The organism is Streptomyces sp. NPDC007157 (genome assembly GCF_040634235.1).
Taxonomy (GTDB): domain Bacteria; phylum Actinomycetota; class Actinomycetes; order Streptomycetales; family Streptomycetaceae; genus Streptomyces.
Genome location: NZ_JBEYFE010000019.1, coordinates 50,914 through 67,524 on the forward strand (window position 1 = coordinate 50,914; position 16,611 = coordinate 67,524).

Consider the following 16,611-nt stretch of genomic DNA (forward strand, 5'->3'; position numbering starts at 1 on the left):
CTTCCCGCCCGAGCCCAAGACCGGTCCAGGTCCGTCACACGCCGTTCACGCCCGCCCGTCCCCGGAACGGGGTGTGATCGGCCACCTCCGAAAGCCTGGTAATGTTTCCTTCGTCGCCGCGAGGGAGACTCCGCGCGACAGACACCTTGTCCGGGTGGCGGAATGGCAGACGCGCTAGCTTGAGGTGCTAGTGCCCTTTATCGGGCGTGGGGGTTCAAGTCCCCCCTCGGACACCACGAAGAAACCCCTGCTGAGCAGGGGTTTCTTGGCTTTCGGGGGAGGTGCGGGGGTCAGCCGAGGCGGCCTATTCGGCCGTACCCGAGGTTTCCGTGGGGCACGGCCGAGGTGAACGCGGAGAGTGCCGCCCGGCCCAGCAGCAGCGCGGGACCCGAGGGTCGCTTGCTGTCGCGGACGGCCACCGTCGCCTCGTCGACGATCCCGCATTCCACGCAGTCGGACTGTGATGCGGACGCCGAGGACTTCCACCAGGTCACCGGCAGAGTCGACGCGTCGTCAACGTGCTTCATTCGCTATTCGTTCTTCCTTATCTGGGTGATCAGTTCCACCGACGCCTCGACGGACTCGGCGGCAGACGTGAGGCGTTGCCACGCGGCCCGGTGCGTGGAGACCCGATCACGTTCCTCGATGTACAGGGCGGAGGTCAGCCCTTCCTGGTGGACGACGTCCAGGTCCGCGTGCGGACCGAAGCCCAGGATGCTGAAGGTGCCGGTCAGCCCGGCGTGGAGGGGGGCGTCCGAGCGCAACACCTGGATGTTGATGTTCGGACGCCGCCCCATCGTAAGCAGGCGCCCCAACTGCTCGTACATCAGGGCGGGATCCTCGGTGGTGCAACGCAGGGCCTGTTCGGAGATGATCGCCCAGAGCGCCAGCGGGTCACTGTCGCGGGTGAGCACGGCCTGACGTGCCAGCCGTACCTCGACCAGCGCGTCGACCCGTGCCTCGACCGCCTCGGACATGGCGGTCGCCCGGATGATCTCGCGGGCGTACTCGGCGGTCTGGAGCAGTCCGGGGATCATCCCCAACTGCCAGGTGGAGACCGTCTCTGCCTCGGCCTCCAGACTGATCAGGTCCTCGTACACCGGAGTGAGGACACCCCGGTACGAGTGCCACCAGTCGCGGCGGCCTGCGTCCTTGGTGAGTGTGATCAGGGCCGCGCGCAGTTCGTCGCTCACGTCGCGGCCGAGTGCGGTGTACAGATCGAGCAGCGCCTGGATGTCCGCTGCCTTGGGGGCGGTCTTGCCGGTCTCCATCCGGGACAGCTTGGAGGAGACGAACGCGCCTTCGGAGTGCTCCGCGACCTCGTCGAGGGTGAGTTCGCCGCGCAGTTCGCGCAACTTCGCACCGAGTCGTCGCCGGCGCACCGTGGGCGTGCTCACGGGTTCCCCCTTCTGTCCGGTGAACTGCCCGACAGTCTGCCGTGCCGCCCCAACCCTCGCCACCGGCTGGCGGCTTGTGCCGCAAGACTCTCGCAGAGGTGCGCAATTTTTCACATCACGTGGGACGTATTGCGATCGACTGTGCTGTGAAGGCACCATGAATCCGGGAAATACGAAAGTGACCGCACTCGCATGGCGAACCACCGTGCCTGCGTTGGGACATGCCCGTGAGGGGATCTACATGATCGAACGCCAGCGGAGCACCACGACCGAAACCCGTGCACTGCAAGTCGCCCCGCCGCCCGTCCTGTTACTGGCGAGCGAGCCCCAGTCGGCCAGGGCGGCACGGATGTTCGTGAGCGACTTCATCACCCATCACACCCCGGACGCCTCCCGTGACCACATCGAGGCCGTCGCGCTGGTCACCTGCGAGCTGGTCACCAACTCCCTGCGTTACGAGACCGACCCGGACGACCCGGTCAGACTCCTCATCGACACCGACGGCTCCCGGACCCGGGTCGAGGTGCACGATCCGCTCAACCACCGTCCCCGGCTGCGCCCCATCTCCGTCGAACGTGACCGCGGGCGCGGTCTGCTGATCCTGGACGCACTGTGCTCGGGCCGCTGGGGAGTGGGCAATCTGCCCTGGGGCAAGTCCATCTGGGCCGAGGTCACCGCCGCCTGATCCACACCCCTCCCCCCACGACGACGGCCGGTTCCGTGGCGTGCTCCCCTCCCTGCCACGGCACCGGCCGTCGCCGCGCGCGCCGTCGGGCCCGTGGAGTCGGCCCGCCTCACGCCGCGTTGACGTTTCTCACACTGCGTTGGCCGGCCTCACGCTGTGTGTCCCATCTCTCGTCACACTCGGAGAAGGCCTGGTCAGAGGTGCCTTAAAATTCAAGCGACTGCCCCGAACGGCCGCTTCCGAGTGGCCACAAGATGATCGGGAGCCTAGCGTCGTACTAATATTTCCGGCTTGTTACCCAGCCGGAGCCGGACAACCCCAGGCAGACCTGGGGACCCGCCGGCGCCCCGGATGTTCCGGGAACGAGACGCGAGGACCGGATGGCAGCGATTGACGAGAGCAGTGCTCTCGGCCTGCTCGACGAGGAGATCCGCGAGGAGTTCGGGGACACGGCACGCTTCTCGGCGGGAGCGGCGGCCTCGCCGCGCACGCTCGTGGACGTCTTCGAAGCAACGGTACGGACCCACCCCGACGAGCCCGCACTGGACGACGGCACCGCCCAGCTCACCTACCGCGCCCTCGCGGTAGAGGTCGGGCGGCTGCGGCGACGGCTCCACGAGGCCGGGGTGGGGCTCGGCGACCGCGTGGGCGTACGGGTGCCGTCCGGGACCAACGACCTGTACATCGCCGTGCTCGGCGTGCTCGCGGCCGGTGCGGCCTATGTCCCCGTGGACGCCGAGGACCCCGACGAGCGGGCCACACTGGTGTTCGAGGAGGCGGAGGTCGCGGCCGTCCTCGGCGCCGGACTGGAGATCGACGTACGGAACCCCGAGGCGCACCACGCCGCCCGGCGGCCCGGCGTCGAGCACGACGCCTGGATCATCTTCACCTCCGGTTCCACCGGCAGGCCCAAGGGCGTCGCCGTCACCCACCGCAGCGCCGCCGCCTTCGTGGACGCCGAGTCAGCGCTGTTCCTGACCGAGGACCCGATCGGCCCCGGCGACCGGGTCATGGCGGGCCTCTCGGTGGCCTTCGACGCCTCCTGCGAGGAGATGTGGCTGGCCTGGCGCTACGGGGCGTGCCTGGTGCCCGTGCCCCGCTCCCAGGTCCGCAGCGGCGCCGACCTCGGCCCCTGGCTGGTCGAGCAGGAGATCACCGTCGTCTCGACCGTGCCGACCCTGGCCGCGCTCTGGGAGCCCGAGACCCTCAACGACGTCCGGCTCCTCATCTTCGGCGGCGAGGCCTGCCCGCCCGAGCTGGCGCAGCGGCTGGTCACCGAGGGCCGCGAGGTCTGGAACACCTACGGGCCCACCGAGGCCACCGTCGTCGCCTGTGCGGCCCTGCTGAGCGGCGAGGAGCCGATCCGCATCGGGCTGCCGTTGAACGGCTGGGAACTCGCCGTCGTGGACGACGCGGGCGAGCCCGTGGCGCTGGGCGAGAGCGGCCAGCTGGTGATCGGCGGGGTCGGCCTGGCCCGCTACCTCGACGCCGAGAAGGACGCGGAGAAGTACGCGCCGCTTCCGTCGCTGGGCTGGGACCGGGCGTATCGCAGCGGTGACCTGGTGCGCGCGGACCGCGAGGGACTGGTGTTCCTCGGGCGCGCGGACGAGCAGATCAAGCTCGGCGGCCGCCGTATCGAGCTGGGCGAGGTCGACGCGGCCCTCCAGGCGCTCCCGGGCGTCGCGGGCGCCGCGGCGGCCGTACGGACCGCGCGCGGCGGCAACCAGCTGCTTGTCGGCTATGTCGTCACCCAGGACGGCTGGGACCACGCGGCCGCCGTCGAGAAGCTGCGCGCCGAGCTGCCCGCGGCCCTCGTCCCGCTGCTCGCGCCCGTCGAGGAGCTGCCCACCCGCACCTCCGGCAAGGTCGACCGCAACGCGCTGCCCTGGCCCCTGGAGGGCCTGGAGACGGCCGGCAAGGCCGAGCAGCTGTACGGCACCGAGGCCTGGCTCGCCGAGCAGTGGACCGAGGTCCTCGGCATCCCGGTGGGCAGCGCCTCCGACGACTTCTTCGCGATCGGCGGCGGCAGCCTGTCGGCCGCCCAGCTCACCACCCGGCTGCGCACCCGCTACCCGAGCGCGGCCGTCCTCGACATCTACCAGCAGCCGGTGCTGCGCAAGCTCGCCCGCCACCTGGAGGAGTCCGCGCAGGACGACAGCGCGCAGCGGACGATCGCGCCGGTGCCGCGCGCCGCCCAGCTGGTGCAGCTCATGGTGCTGTTCCCGCTGTTCACCCTGCTCGGGCTGCGCTGGACGGTCGTCCTGGCCGCGCTCGGCAACGTACTGAACGGCTACGGCTGGCTGCCCACCGCACCCTGGTGGCTGGTCGCCCTCGGGGCCCTGGTCCTGTACACCCCGCCCGGCCGGATCGCGATCGCCGCCGGTGGCGCGCGGCTGCTGCTGCGGGACGTGAAGCCGGGCCGGTACCCGCGCGGCGGCTCGGTCCATCTGCGGCTGTGGACGGCGGAGCGGCTGGCCGAGTTCACCGGGGCGACCGCACTGACCGGGTCCTGGCTGGAGCGGTACGCGCGGGCGCTCGGCGCCAAGATCGGCCCCGAGGTGGACCTGCACTCGCTGCCGCCGGTCACCGGCCTGCTCAGGGTGGGGCGCGGCGCGGCCGTGGAGTCCGAGGTGGACCTGTCCGGCCACTGGCTGGACGGCGACCGGCTGGTGATCGGTCCGGTCCGGATCGGCGCCCACGCGGTGGTCGGCACGCGCGGCATCCTCTTCCCTGGCGCCCGGGTCGGCAAGCGCGCCGAGGTGGCCCCCGGCTCGGCGGTCACCGGGCAGATCCCGACCGGCCAGCGCTGGGCCGGCGCCCCGGCCATCAAGCTGGGCAAGGCCAAACGGAACTGGCCCAAGCAGCGGCCGCAGCGCGGCACCTACTGGCGGGTGATGTACGGCCTGACGGGCGTCGGGCTCAGCGCACTTCCGGTGCTGGCGGGCGCCGCCGCACTACTGGTCGCCGGGCGTTTCGTGGCTCCCGGAGACGGCCTGGCCACGGCCCTGCGGGGCGCGGTGGTCGCGCTGGTCCCGGCCACGCTGGCCTTCGGGCTGGCGTACGCGCTGCTGATCCTGGTCTCCGTACGGCTGCTCAGCCTGGGCCTGCGGGTCGGCACGCATCCGACGCACAGCCGGATCGGCTGGCAGGCCTGGACGGTCTCCCAGCTGATGGACCGCTCCCGCGACACCCTGTTCCCGCTGTACGCCGGTCTGGTCACGCCCGTGTGGCTGCGGCTGCTCGGGATGCGGATCGGGCGCGGTGCCGAGGTGTCGACCGTGCTCGCGCTGCCGAGCCTGACGACGGTCGGCGAGGGCGCGTTCCTGGCCGACGACACGCTGACCGCGCCGTACGAGCTCGGTGGCGGCTATGTGCGGATCGGGCGCGCGGAGATCGGGCGGCGGGCGTTCCTCGGGAACTCCGGGATGACCGCGCCGGGCCGCAGCGTGCCGGACGGCGGTCTGGTGGGCGTGCTGTCCGCGACGCCGAAGAAGGCGAAGAAGGGCACGTCGTACCTGGGGCTGCCGCCGGTGAAGCTGCCGCGCAGCGCGTCGGACGGTGACCAGAGCCGGACCTACGAGCCGCCGGCTCGGCTGCTGTGGGCGCGCGGTCTGGTGGAGCTGTGCAGGATCGTGCCGGTGCTGTGCTCGGTGGCGCTGGCCGGGCTGACGGTCGCCGCGCTGTGCGCGCTGGGCGGCTGGGCGCCGGTGCTGTCGGGGCTGGTGCTGCTCGCCGCCGGTGCGGTCGCGGGCGGGGTGTCGGTGCTGGCCAAGTGGCTGCTGGTCGGGCGGCACCGCAGTGGGGAGCACCCGCTGTGGAGTTCGTTCGTGTGGCGCAACGAGCTGGCGGACACCTTCGTCGAGGTGCTGGCGGTGCCGTGGCTGGCCGGCTCGGTTCCGGGTACTCCCCTGATGACGGCCTGGCTGCGCGGCCTCGGCGCGCGCATCGGCAAGGGTGTCTGGGTGGAGAGCTACTGGCTGCCGGAGACGGATCTGGTCACACTCGAGGACGCGGCCACCGTGAACCGCGGCTGTGTCCTGCAGACTCACCTCTTCCACGACCGGATCTTGCGGACGGATACTGTGGTTCTCCGTGAGGGCGCCACACTGGGTCCTGGCGGGATCGTGCTGCCCGGCAGCACGATCGGGGCCCGTACCACCCTGGGTCCCGCGTCGCTCGTCATGGCGGCGGAGTCGGTTCCCGACGACACCCGCTGGCTCGGCAACCCGATCGAGGCATGGCGTCCCTGAGCGCGGGCCGTTCGGTGGCCGCGGGCATCGGCGCGCCGAGAGACGGTTCGAGCACAGCGCAGGGAGCGAACGCGGAAGTGGCAGTGCAGCAGTCAGCGGGTCCGGACCCGTACTTCCCGGACAACGGCGATCCCCGGTACCGGGTGCATCGCTATGAGCTCACGCTGGACTACCGGCCCGGCCCCAACCGACTGACCGGCTCGGTACGGATCAACGCCATAGCGGGCCGGGCGGCGCTGCCCGAGTTCCAGCTGAACCTGGCCGACTTCAAGATCGGCCGGATCCGGGTGGACGGGCGTCAGCCGCACTGGACGCACCGCGGCGGCAGGCTGCGGGTCAAGCCCGCCAAACCGCTGCGGGCCGGGGCCGCGTTCACCGTGGAGATCCACTGGTCCGGCAACCCCAGGCCGGTGAACAGCCCCTGGGGCGGGATCGGCTGGGAGGAGCTGACGGACGGCGCGCTGGTGGCGAGCCAGCCGGTGGGCGCGCCCTCCTGGTTCCCGTGCAACGACCGGCCGGCCGACAAGGCGTCCTACCTGATCTCGGTCACCTGCCCGTCCGCGTACTCGGTGGTGGCCGGCGGCCGGCTGCTGACCCGGACCACCAAGGCGTCCACGACGACCTGGGTGTACGAGCAGGCGGCGCCGACGTCGAGCTACCTGGTGGGCCTCGCGATCGGCAAGTTCCAGACGGTGATCCTCGGCGACCCGGGGTTCGGCGGGATCCCGATGCACGGGCACATACCCGCGCATCTGCTGCCCGAGTTCTCGCGGGACTTCGCCCGGCAGCCCGCGATGATGGACCTGTTCCAACGGCTCTTCGGGCCCTACCCGTTCGAGGAGTACGCGGTCGTCGTCACCGACGAGGAGTTCGATGTCCCCGTCGAGGCACAGGGGTTGTCGCTGTTCGGCGTCAACCACGTGGACGGTGCCCGGGGTTCGGAACGGCTGGTGGCGCACGAACTGGCGCACCAGTGGTTCGGCAACAGCGTGTCCATCGCGGACTGGCGGCACATCTGGCTGAACGAGGGGCTCGCCAAGTACGCGGAGTGGCTGTGGTCGGAGCGGTCCGGTGGCCGCAGCGCCCAGCAACTGGCGGCCATCGCGCACCGGGCGCTGTCCGGGCTGCCGCAGGACATCCGGATCGCCCATCCGGGCCGCAAGGCGATGTTCGACGACCGGCTCTACGAGCGCGGCGGGGTCGCGGTCCACGCGCTGCGCTGCGCACTCGGCGACGAGCGGTTCTTCCACATGCTGCGGGCGTGGGCCGGCCTGCACCGGGGCGGGACCGTGACGACCGCCATGTTCACGGCGCACGTCAACCGATTCGCGGACGAGCCGCTCGACGCTCTCCTCGACGCCTGGGTGCACGGCGCGGCACTGCCCGCGCTGCCCACCCTGACCGTGCCGGCCCGTCCGGTGCAGCCGCCCACCAACGCCGAGTCGGCGTAGGGGGGCGGACTCTTGGCAGCGAAGCGATCCCGGCGGCAGCCCGCCGCCGACTGCCCGTGCGGCCTGGCGGAGACGTACGAGCAGTGCTGCGGCCGGTTCCACCGCGGTGCGGCGGCGGCGCCCACCGCCGAGGCACTGATGCGCTCGCGTTACAGCGCCTTCGTCAAGGGTGACGAGCCGTACCTGCTGCGCACCTGGCATCCCCGGACCCGCCCGGACCGGCTCGACCTGGACCCCGGGATGCGGTGGACCGGCCTGGAGATCCTGGCGACGACCGACGGTACGGCCTTCCACGCCACCGGCACGGTGACCTTCCGCGCCTCCTTCCGGGGCGGGTCCCTGCACGAACTCAGCAGGTTCGAGCGGGTCGACGGCGCCTGGGTGTACCTGGACGGCGACTTCCCGGAGTAGGGCGGCCCGGGGCGGCCTAGGGCGCCAGGATGTCCAGTTCCTGGAGGGCGCCGACCGTGATCTCGCGGGTCAGCTGCTCGGCGCGGTCCGCGTCGCCCTCCCGTACCGCCTCGGCGACCCGGACGTGGAGGGTGACGGCGGCCGGGTCGGGGTCCTCGAACATCACCTCGTGGTGGGTACGGCCCGCGAGGACCTCCGCCACCACGTCGCCGAGTCGGGCGAACATCTCGTTGCCGGATGCGTTGAGGATCACCCGGTGGAACGCCATGTCGTGGATCAGGTACTGCTCCAGCCGGTGGCCGCGTGAGTTGGCCACCATGCCGAGCGCGCACTCGGTGAGTTCGGCGCACTGCTCCGCCGTGGCGCTCTTCGCCGCCATCCGCGCGGCCACCGGCTCGATCGCCGAGCGCAGCACGGTCAGCGAGCGCAGCTGGTGGGGGCGGTCGGCGCCGGCCAGCCGCCAGCGGATGACCTGCGGGTCGTAGACGTTCCACGCGGCCTTCGGGCGGACCGTCACGCCGACCCGGCGGCGGGACTCGACCAGGTGCATGGACTCCAGGACCCGGACCGCCTCGCGCATCACCGAGCGCGACACCTCGAACTGCTGGGCCAGTTCGTCCGTGCGCAGGACGCTGCCCGGCGGGTACTCGCCGGCGGTGATCGCGGGGCCGAGGGAGTCGAGTACGCGGCCGTGCAGCCCGCGGCCCATGGTGCTCATGCACTCAGCGTACCGAGCGGATCACAGAGCCAAAAAGTCAGACTTATTTGTCACAGACTCTTGAATTCGTCGTACCTAATGGGTTTCAGTGAGGCCGACGCCGGATGTCGTACACCGGTGTCTCTCGTCGAGGAATCCCGAGGAAGACAGCGAGGCAGTGATGCGGACCCCCCATGTCGTCGTGGTGATGGGCGTCGCCGGCACGGGCAAGACCACGATCGGTCCTCTGCTCGCCGCCCGGCTCGGCGTCCCCTACGCCGAGGGCGACGACTTCCACCCGCCGGCCAACATCGCCAAGATGTCGGCCGGGCACCCGCTGGAGGACGCCGACCGGTGGCCGTGGCTGGACGCCATCGGCTCCTGGGCGCACGGGCGGGAAAGCCTGGGCGGAGTGGTCAGCAGTTCCGCGCTGAAGCGGTCGTACCGTGACCGGCTCCGCGCCGCCGCCCCGGGGGTCGTCTTCGTGCACCTCACCGGTGACCGGAAGCTCATCGAGGACCGGATGTCGCATCGGCAGGGTCACTTCATGCCGACCGCGCTGCTGGACTCCCAGTTCGCCACGCTCCAGCCGCTGGAGGCGGACGAGCCGGGGGTCGCCGTGGACGTCACCGGCAGCCCCGAGGAGATCACCGCCCGGGCCGTGCGGGCCCTGGACGCGCTGCCCGACCTCACCCGGCGGTAACGCCCCCTCTTCGGCAGTACCCCCCCTTTTTTTTGCCCCGTATCCGCAAGTTCTCCGTCCCCGTATCTCCAAGGAACCACCGTGACCAGACTCAGCGTCGAGATGCTGGCAGCGGACACCGTCGCGCCCATCACCTCGGCCGGACATGCCCAGCTCGGCATCGCCGTCCTTGCGGCCTTCGCCGTCATCGTCCTGCTCATCACCAAGTTCAAGCTCCACGCCTTCCTGGCGTTGACCATCGGCTCGCTCGCGCTCGGCGCGTTCGCCGGGGCACCGCTGGACAAAGTCATCACCAGCTTCACCGCCGGCCTCGGCTCCACGGTCGCCGGCGTGGGTGTCCTGATCGCGCTCGGGGCGATCCTGGGCAAGCTGCTCGCCGACTCCGGCGGTGCCGACCAGATCGTCGACACGATCCTCGCCAAGGCCGGCGGCCGCTCCATGCCGTGGGCGATGGTGCTGATCGCCTCCGTGGTCGGTCTGCCGCTGTTCTTCGAGGTCGGCATCGTGCTGCTGATCCCGGTGGTGCTGATGGTCGCCAAGCGTGGCAACTACTCCCTGATGCGCATCGGCATCCCGGCACTGGCCGGTCTGTCCGTGATGCACGGCCTGGTGCCGCCGCACCCCGGCCCGCTGGTCGCGATCGACGCGGTCGGTGCCAACCTGGGCGTGACCCTGGCCCTCGGCGTCCTGGTGGCCATCCCGACCGTGATCGTCGCCGGTCCGCTGTTCTCCAAGGTCGCCGCCCGCTGGGTGGACGTCCCGGCCCCCGACCGGATGCTCCCGCAGCGTCCCTCGGAGGAGCTGGAGAAGCGCCCCGGCTTCGGCGCCACCCTCGCCACCATCCTGCTCCCGGTCGTGCTGATGCTGGCCAAGGCGCTGGTGGACATCGTCGTCGACGACCCGGCGCACACCGTCCAGCGGGTCTTCGACGTCATCGGCTCCCCGCTGATCGCCCTGCTCGCGGCCGTGATCGTCGGCTTCTTCACGCTGGGCCGTCCGGCCGGGTTCTCCAAGGAACGGCTCCAGCAGACGGTCGACAAGGGTCTGATGCCCATCGTGGGCATCCTGCTGATCGTCGGTGCGGGCGGCGGCTTCAAGCAGACGCTGATCGACTGCGGTGTCGGCCAGATGATCCTGGAGATCTCCAAGGACTGGTCGATCCCGGCGCTGCTGCTGGCCTGGCTGATCGCGGTGGCGATCCGGCTGGCGACGGGCTCCGCGACGGTGGCGACCGTCTCGGCGGCGGGCCTGGTGGCCCCGCTGGCGGCGGACATGTCGACGGCCCACACGGCCCTGTTGGTCCTGGCCATCGGCGCCGGCTCGCTCTTCTTCAGCCATGTCAACGACGCCGGTTTCTGGCTGGTCAAGGAGTACTTCGGGCTGAGCGTCGGACAGACCGTCAAGACCTGGTCGATCATGGAGACGATCATCTCGGTGGTCGCGGGCGGCCTGGTCCTGCTCCTGTCCCTGATCATCTAGAGGCACTGGGAGCACGGCGCCGTCCGGCGGCGGACCGGAGCCGGTCGTCCAGGGTGGCGCCGGCCTTCGAAGGTGCGGGGCGGACCGTCGGTTTTCCGGCGGTCCGCTACCGTTCGGCCATGTTGCGGACGAGATTCACCGACATGTTCGGACTTTCCCATCCCGTCATGTGTGCCCCCATGGCCTTGCACAGTGGCGGGACACTGGCTGCCGCGGTCTCCGCCGCCGGCGGACTCGGCTGTTTCGGGGGTACGCATCCCTGGCGGGGGCCCGACTGGATCCGTGCGGAGATCGCGACCGTCCGCGCCGCGACGGACCGGCCCTTCGCGGTCGGGTTCATCACGCCGTTCCTCCCTCTCACCGAGGCGCTGTTCGACGCCACGCTGGAGGAGCGGCCGGCGGTCGTCGCGCTGTCGTTCGCCGATCCCCGGCCGTGGCTCGCCCGGGCCAAGGACGCGGGAGCCCGGGTGATGTGCCAGGTCCAGGACTACGAGGACGCCGCGGCGGCCGTGGCCGCGGGGACCGATGTCCTGGTGGCACAGGGCAACGAGGCCGGCGGTCACACCGGGACGATGGGCCTGCTGCCGTTCCTGGCCGGCCTCGTGCGCCGGTACCCCGATGTCCCGGTACTGGCCGCGGGCGGCATCGGCGACGGACGCACCCTCGCGGCCGTCCTCACCGCCGGTGCGGACGGCGCCTGGCTGGGCACGGCGTTCCTCGCCACACCCGAGGCGGTCGAGGTGCACGACATCCACAAGCGCCTGATCGTCGAGAGCGACGGCGGCGACACCGTATGGACCCGGGCCTACGACATCGTGTCAGGTCTGCCGTGGCCGACCGGTATCGGCGAACGCGTCCGCCGCAACCGGTTCACCGACGAGTGGTCGGAGCGCGAATCGACGCTGCGGGACCGCGCGGAGGAATTCAGGGATGTGGCGGGCGGCAACCCCTTCGGGGCCCCACCCGACCCCGGCACGAGCGAGATCCTCTACGGCCAGTCGGCGGCCTTCGTCGAGGGCGTGCGCCCTGCCGCCGACGTGGTCCGCGCGATCAGCGATGAGGCCGAAGCGATCCTGGACTCGCGGCCGCGCTCGCTGCTCGGCCGGCCGCCGGCCTGATCGACGTCCCGGCGGGGAATCAGGGCCGCCACAGCGGATGCTCCCGCTTCGCCCACTCCTTGCTCACCTTCCCGGTGCGCAGCCCCCGCCTCGCCTCCGGGTCGGCCATGGCCATGCCGATGTGGCCCGCCAGGACGACGCCGATCGTCAGGGCCAGCCAGTCGTGGACGAAGGTGGCCGAGGTGCGCCACATCAGCGGGGTGAGGTGGGTGAACCACATCAGCAGGCCGGTGGCGAGCATGACCAGGGTGGCGCCGGCGATCCAGTTCGCGTAGATCTTCTGACCGGCGTTGAACTTGCCCGCCGGGCGGGAGGACGGGCGTTTGTCGCGGCTCAGGGCGGCCCGCAGCCAGAGCCTGTCGTGCGGGCCGAAGCGGTTCAGGAAGCCGAGGTCCCTGCGGAAGGCGCGGGAGGCGAGGCCGAGCAGGACCGGGACGGGCAGGGCCAGGCCCGCGCACTCGTGGACGCGGACGACCAGTTCGCGGCGGCCCACCAGGACCGCCAGCTGCGGGATGTAGAGGAAGGCGGCCGTCAGGACACAGATGCCCATCAGCGCCGCCGTCGTGCGGTGGATCCAGCGCTCGGCGGGGGTGAAGCGGTGCAGCCGCCCGGTGGCGGCCGGTGCCTCAGCTCGTAGGCTCATCGTCGCGTCCGTTCGAACGGCCGACCCAGGCGTCGACGTCGTAACCGAGGTGTTCCCAGTATCCCGGCTGCACCTTGTCGGTCACCGTGATGCCGGAGAGCCACTTGGCCGACTTGTAGAAGTACATGGGGGCGACATAGAGGCGGACCGGCCCGCCGTGGTCGTGTCCGATGGCCTTGTCCTGCATGCGCAGGGCGACCAGGATGTCCGGCCGCCGCGCCTGGTCGAGGGTGAGGCTCTCGGTGTACGCGCCGTCGAAGCAGGTGAAGCGGATCGCCTTCGCGGTATCGCTTACTCCCGCCAGATCCAGCAGGTGCGAGAGGCGGACCCCCTCGAACGGGGTCTCCGGCACCCGCCACCCGGTCACGCACTGGACGTCCTTGACCAGCCGGGTCTGCGGCAGGCCGCGCAGGTCGGCCAGGCTGAACGTGCGCGGCCTGTCGACCAGGCCGTCGATCTTCAGCTGGTAGTCCGCGGCGGTCTTGTTCGGCACCGACCCGGTCACCGAGTAGTAGCGGAAGCCGCCGCCGTTGGGGAGCAGGCCGGTCAGGCCCGTGGGGTCCTTGCCGGAGAAGGTGCCGAGGACCGACTCGGTGACGCGTTGCAGCACCGGCGCGGTCACGACACCGAGGGCGCCCAGGCCTACGGTGCCGAGGAACACCCGACGGCCGATCGGCCGACCCTCCTCGGGTCGTTCAGAGTTCACTTACTCATTCGAACACCCTCGGGGCGGGCCCGGCCAGGGAATCCGGCCGCCGTAAGAAATCCACAACATCTTCTTATCGGCCGCCGAGCGCGCGCTCCCGGGCCGCCCGGAACGCCTCGCACGGGTCGCGGTCCGGGTAGGACCAGGGCGCCGGGGTGGCATGCCGGCCGATGCGCTGGAACAGGGCCGCGGCCTCCGCGTACCGGCCGGCGCCGGAGGTGGCGTGGGCGAGGTGGTTGAGGTCGACATGGCGGCGCGGGTGCTCCTCGATCCCCCACTCCAGCCACCAGTCGAAGGCCGCGCTCAGGGCCCGCCGGGCGGACGGCTCGGCCCAGTGGCCGGCCGCGGCCGGGTCGGCGGGGGCCCGGCCGGTGGCGGCGAGCACCCGGTGCCGCTCGGTGTAGGCGACGACGGGGAGGACGGCGAGCGGGGAGTCGGCCGGGGCCGCGGCGGCCGAGCGTTCCGCGAAGGCGCACAGTTCGTACGTCCCCTCGGTCTCGGTCTCCGCGATACGGGCGGCCATCAGGTGGTGGGCGTGGTGGTGCTCGGGATGGCGGTCGCGCACCTCGTGGAACATGCGGCGCGTCTCGTCGTCGGTGCCGAGGCGGCGGGCGAGCAGCAGGAGGCCGAGCCACGGGGTGGGGTCGGCGGGGGCGAGCGCGGCGGCGCCCGAGCAGGCCTCGCGGGCCCGGTCGGGGGGTTCCTTGCCGCGCAGGGCGCGCCGGACCAGGGTCAGGGCGTAGAGGGTGGCGGCACCGGCGGAGCCGGGCTCGGCGAGCAGCCACTCGCGGGCCCAGGCGATGGCGTAGGGCTCGCGGGCGAGGGCGGTGACCCGGTGGCCCCGACGGTCCCAGTCGTCACCCGTGTGGAGCAGCAGGGAGCGGGCGGCCTGCCAGCGGCCCTGGGCCAACGCGGCTCGCGCGGAGATGAGTTCGGCGTCGTCGAGGGCGTCGTCGGGGCAGTGTTCGCACCCGCGGTGCGCTGCGGCGCGGGGACCTTCTGCGACGGCCCGGCCTGGGCCTAAGAGGGGCGGGGTTGTGGGCACCGCGGAACTTCCTGGTTGTCGGGCTGCCATCGGCCGATCACGCACAGCAAACCCCCAGCCAAGACTTTGCGTCAAGCTGAACGGGGCTGGTACCCCGTTCAACTACCCCGAACGCAGCGGAACTTGACGCGCGCCGGGGCCCGTTGGGCGTACCGTGGCCGTGGGGCTCCGGGTTCCGGCTGTGGCGTACGCCATGGCGCGGGCCGCCCAGGCATCGGACCATGGCCGTACCGGTCCCACCGCCGCCCTGATCCACCTGCCGTGTTCGGCTCGGGCACGTGACCGAGTCAACCGCCCGGTTCCGGGTACTCCCGGGGCAACACCCATCCGCGAGCGCTACAGTCGGCCACTACGCATCCCGTAGCCCGGCCGCATGATCGAGGTACGCAGCGTGTCCGTTCTGGTACTGATTCTCGCCGTGAGTGCGGCCTGTTGCCTCGGCTTCGGGTTCGTGCTCCAGCAGAACGTCGCCCAGAAGGCCCCGCTCAGCGACTTCCTCTCCTTCCGGCTGCTGCTCGACCTGATGAGGGTGCCGCGCTGGCTCGGCGGGATCGGCCTGATGGTGGCCGGCATGGTGCTCGGCGCGATCGCCCTCGGCAAGGGGGAGATCTCCCTGGTCGAACCGCTGCTGGCGACGAACCTGCTCTTCGCCCTCGCGCTCTCCCGGCACCAGACCAAGCATCCCCTGAGCCACCAGGGCTGGGCCGGACTCGGCCTGCTCGCCGGCGGGGTGACCACGTTCATCCTGGCCGGCCAGCCACGCGGCGGTGACGCCATCGCCAACCCGCTGCGCCACTGGCTGATCATCGGCGTGGTGGTGGGCCTCGCCCTGGTGCTCACCACCTATGCCAAGCGGTCCCGGCTCAGCGCGGGGCCGACCCTGCTCGCCCTCGCCGCCGGCCTGCTGTACGGCGTACAGGACGCGCTGACCCGGGTCACCAGCACCCGCTTCTCCGAGGGCGGCATCACCGAGGTACTGACCGGCTGGCAGCCGTACGGCGTGCTGGTGCTCGGGGTCAGCGGGCTGATCCTCGTCCAGAGCGCGTTCGAGACGGCGGAGCTGCGCAACTCGCTGCCCGCGCTCACCGCCGCCCAGCCGCTCGCCGGGATCCTGTGCGGCGTCGGCTTCCTCGGGGACCGGCTGCGCACCGACACCGGGGCGCTGGCCTGGGAGGCGGCCGGGCTCGCGGCGATCGTGGCGGGCATCGTGCTGCTCGGGCTGCACCCCGCGATGCCGCGCGGTCCGGCGCCGAAGGAGCCCTCGCTGGACCTCCAGCCGCGCTGACGCCCCGGGGCTCCGGCCTGCTTGGATGGCGGCATGAAGCCTGCTGACGAAATCCTCGACATCGTCGACGAGCACGACCGGGTGATCGGACAGGCCCCCCGCGGTGAGGCGTACGCCCGGGGCCTGCGCCACCGCTGTGCCTTCATCCTGGCCCGCGACGCCGCCGGCCGTGTCTTCGTCCACCGCCGCACCGCGACCAAGCTGGTCTTCCCCTCCCTGTACGACATGTTCGTCGGGGGCGTGGTCGGCGCGGGCGAGTCCTACGACGACGCGGCGCTGCGGGAGGCGGAGGAGGAGCTGGGCGTGTCCGGGCTGCCCCGGCCGACGTACCTCTTCAAGTTCCGGTACGACGACGGCGCCGGCCTCAGCTGGTGGTCGGCGGTGTACGAGGTCCGCTGCGAGCTGCCGGTACGGCCGCAGGTGGAGGAGGTGGCCTGGCACGACTTCCTCACGGAGGAGGAGCTGACGGGGCGGCTCGGGGAGTGGGAGTGGGTACCGGACGGACTGGCGGCGTGGGAGCGACTGCGGGAGTGGCGCGGCTGAGGTGGGGGGCTCACCGGCGCCGGCAGGGTGCCTCCCCCAGGGGGTACCCCCAGCGCCCACCCGACCCGCCCGGGGGCACCTCCCAGACTCTTGAAGGCGCGACGGCCCGCAGCCGGGACGTGCCCCGTAAGGGGTGCGGGGAACTGCGCGAGCAACCCCGCCCACCCGCAGCCGAACCCCCGGCCTTCCCCCGGTAGG

The 16,611-nt window shown here is 71.7% G+C and carries 15 protein-coding genes and 1 tRNA gene; 10 read left to right on the forward strand and 6 right to left on the reverse strand.

Translation table 11 applies throughout. The features are described from left to right. Positions 1–148: 148 nt before the first annotated feature. Positions 149–236, forward strand: a tRNA-Leu gene (locus ABZ642_RS30225). 54 nt (positions 237–290) lie between these two features. On the opposite strand, the gene ABZ642_RS30230 is transcribed toward ABZ642_RS30225, so the two are convergent. Together ABZ642_RS30230 and ABZ642_RS30235 are read right to left on the reverse strand one after the other, a co-directional pair. After that, positions 291–527: a DUF397 domain-containing protein gene (locus tag ABZ642_RS30230; protein WP_360489607.1), complete on the reverse strand. Its 237-nt coding sequence runs from the start codon at positions 525–527 to the stop codon at positions 291–293. 3 nt (positions 528–530) lie between these two features. After that, the gene (locus tag ABZ642_RS30235) at positions 531–1,397 is read right to left on the reverse strand and encodes a helix-turn-helix transcriptional regulator (RefSeq protein WP_360489608.1); all 867 of its coding nucleotides are present in this window, start codon (positions 1,395–1,397) and stop codon (positions 531–533) included. A gap of 241 nt (positions 1,398–1,638) precedes the next feature. Here ABZ642_RS30235 and ABZ642_RS30240 point away from each other — a divergent pair, with 241 nt between their 5' ends. The 4 genes from ABZ642_RS30240 (at position 1,639) to ABZ642_RS30255 (ending at position 8,194) form a co-directional block, all read left to right on the forward strand. Continuing rightward, entirely contained in the window at positions 1,639–2,082 is a 444-nt protein-coding gene (locus tag ABZ642_RS30240) for an ATP-binding protein (protein ID WP_360489609.1), read from the forward strand. Between the two features lie 380 nt (positions 2,083–2,462). After that, complete coding sequence (locus ABZ642_RS30245) at positions 2,463–6,332, forward strand: Pls/PosA family non-ribosomal peptide synthetase (RefSeq protein ID WP_360489610.1); 3,870 nt, start codon at positions 2,463–2,465, stop codon at positions 6,330–6,332. A 77-nt stretch (positions 6,333–6,409) separates the two neighbouring features. Further along, entirely contained in the window at positions 6,410–7,783 is a 1,374-nt protein-coding gene (locus tag ABZ642_RS30250) for a M1 family metallopeptidase (protein WP_360489611.1), read from the forward strand. A 12-nt stretch (positions 7,784–7,795) separates the two neighbouring features. Next, positions 7,796–8,194 (forward strand): YchJ family metal-binding protein, encoded by a 399-nt coding sequence (locus tag ABZ642_RS30255; protein WP_360489612.1) that lies wholly within the window; start codon positions 7,796–7,798, stop codon positions 8,192–8,194. Positions 8,195–8,210: 16 nt separating this feature from the next. Here ABZ642_RS30255 and ABZ642_RS30260 read toward each other — a convergent pair whose 3' ends face one another. After that, entirely contained in the window at positions 8,211–8,912 is a 702-nt protein-coding gene (locus ABZ642_RS30260) for a FadR/GntR family transcriptional regulator (RefSeq protein ID WP_360489613.1), read from the reverse strand. A 160-nt stretch (positions 8,913–9,072) separates the two neighbouring features. Here ABZ642_RS30260 and ABZ642_RS30265 point away from each other — a divergent pair, with 160 nt between their 5' ends. The 3 genes from ABZ642_RS30265 (at position 9,073) to ABZ642_RS30275 (ending at position 12,191) form a co-directional block, all read left to right on the forward strand. Continuing rightward, positions 9,073–9,594, forward strand: a complete 522-nt coding sequence (locus ABZ642_RS30265) for a gluconokinase (RefSeq protein WP_360489614.1) — start codon at positions 9,073–9,075, stop codon at positions 9,592–9,594. 81 nt (positions 9,595–9,675) lie between these two features. Next, entirely contained in the window at positions 9,676–11,073 is a 1,398-nt protein-coding gene (locus tag ABZ642_RS30270) for a gluconate:H+ symporter (protein ID WP_360489615.1), read from the forward strand. Between the two features lie 119 nt (positions 11,074–11,192). Beyond that, entirely contained in the window at positions 11,193–12,191 is a 999-nt protein-coding gene (locus ABZ642_RS30275) for a nitronate monooxygenase (RefSeq protein WP_360489616.1), read from the forward strand. 19 nt (positions 12,192–12,210) lie between these two features. Here the strand turns inward: ABZ642_RS30275 and ABZ642_RS30280 are convergent, their stop codons facing one another. The 3 genes from ABZ642_RS30280 to ABZ642_RS30290 all read right to left on the reverse strand — a co-directional run bounded on the left by ABZ642_RS30280 (position 12,211) and on the right by ABZ642_RS30290 (position 14,585). Beyond that, a complete protein-coding gene (locus ABZ642_RS30280) occupies positions 12,211–12,834 on the reverse strand; it encodes a cytochrome b/b6 domain-containing protein (RefSeq protein ID WP_360489617.1) in 624 nt (207 codons plus the stop codon). Beyond that, entirely contained in the window at positions 12,818–13,540 is a 723-nt protein-coding gene (locus ABZ642_RS30285) for a molybdopterin-dependent oxidoreductase (RefSeq protein WP_360489618.1), read from the reverse strand. Before ABZ642_RS30285 ends, ABZ642_RS30280 begins: the two co-directional genes overlap by 17 nt. A 73-nt stretch (positions 13,541–13,613) precedes the next feature. Next, positions 13,614–14,585 (reverse strand): hypothetical protein, encoded by a 972-nt coding sequence (locus ABZ642_RS30290; protein ID WP_360489619.1) that lies wholly within the window; start codon positions 14,583–14,585, stop codon positions 13,614–13,616. 391 nt (positions 14,586–14,976) lie between these two features. On the opposite strand from ABZ642_RS30290, the gene ABZ642_RS30295 reads away from it, so the two are divergent. Together ABZ642_RS30295 and ABZ642_RS30300 are read left to right on the forward strand one after the other, a co-directional pair. After that, the gene (locus ABZ642_RS30295) at positions 14,977–15,870 is read left to right on the forward strand and encodes a DMT family transporter (protein ID WP_360489620.1); all 894 of its coding nucleotides are present in this window, start codon (positions 14,977–14,979) and stop codon (positions 15,868–15,870) included. 33 nt (positions 15,871–15,903) lie between these two features. Continuing rightward, positions 15,904–16,413, forward strand: a complete 510-nt coding sequence (locus tag ABZ642_RS30300) for an NUDIX domain-containing protein (protein ID WP_360489621.1) — start codon at positions 15,904–15,906, stop codon at positions 16,411–16,413. Positions 16,414–16,611: the final 198 nt, after the last annotated feature.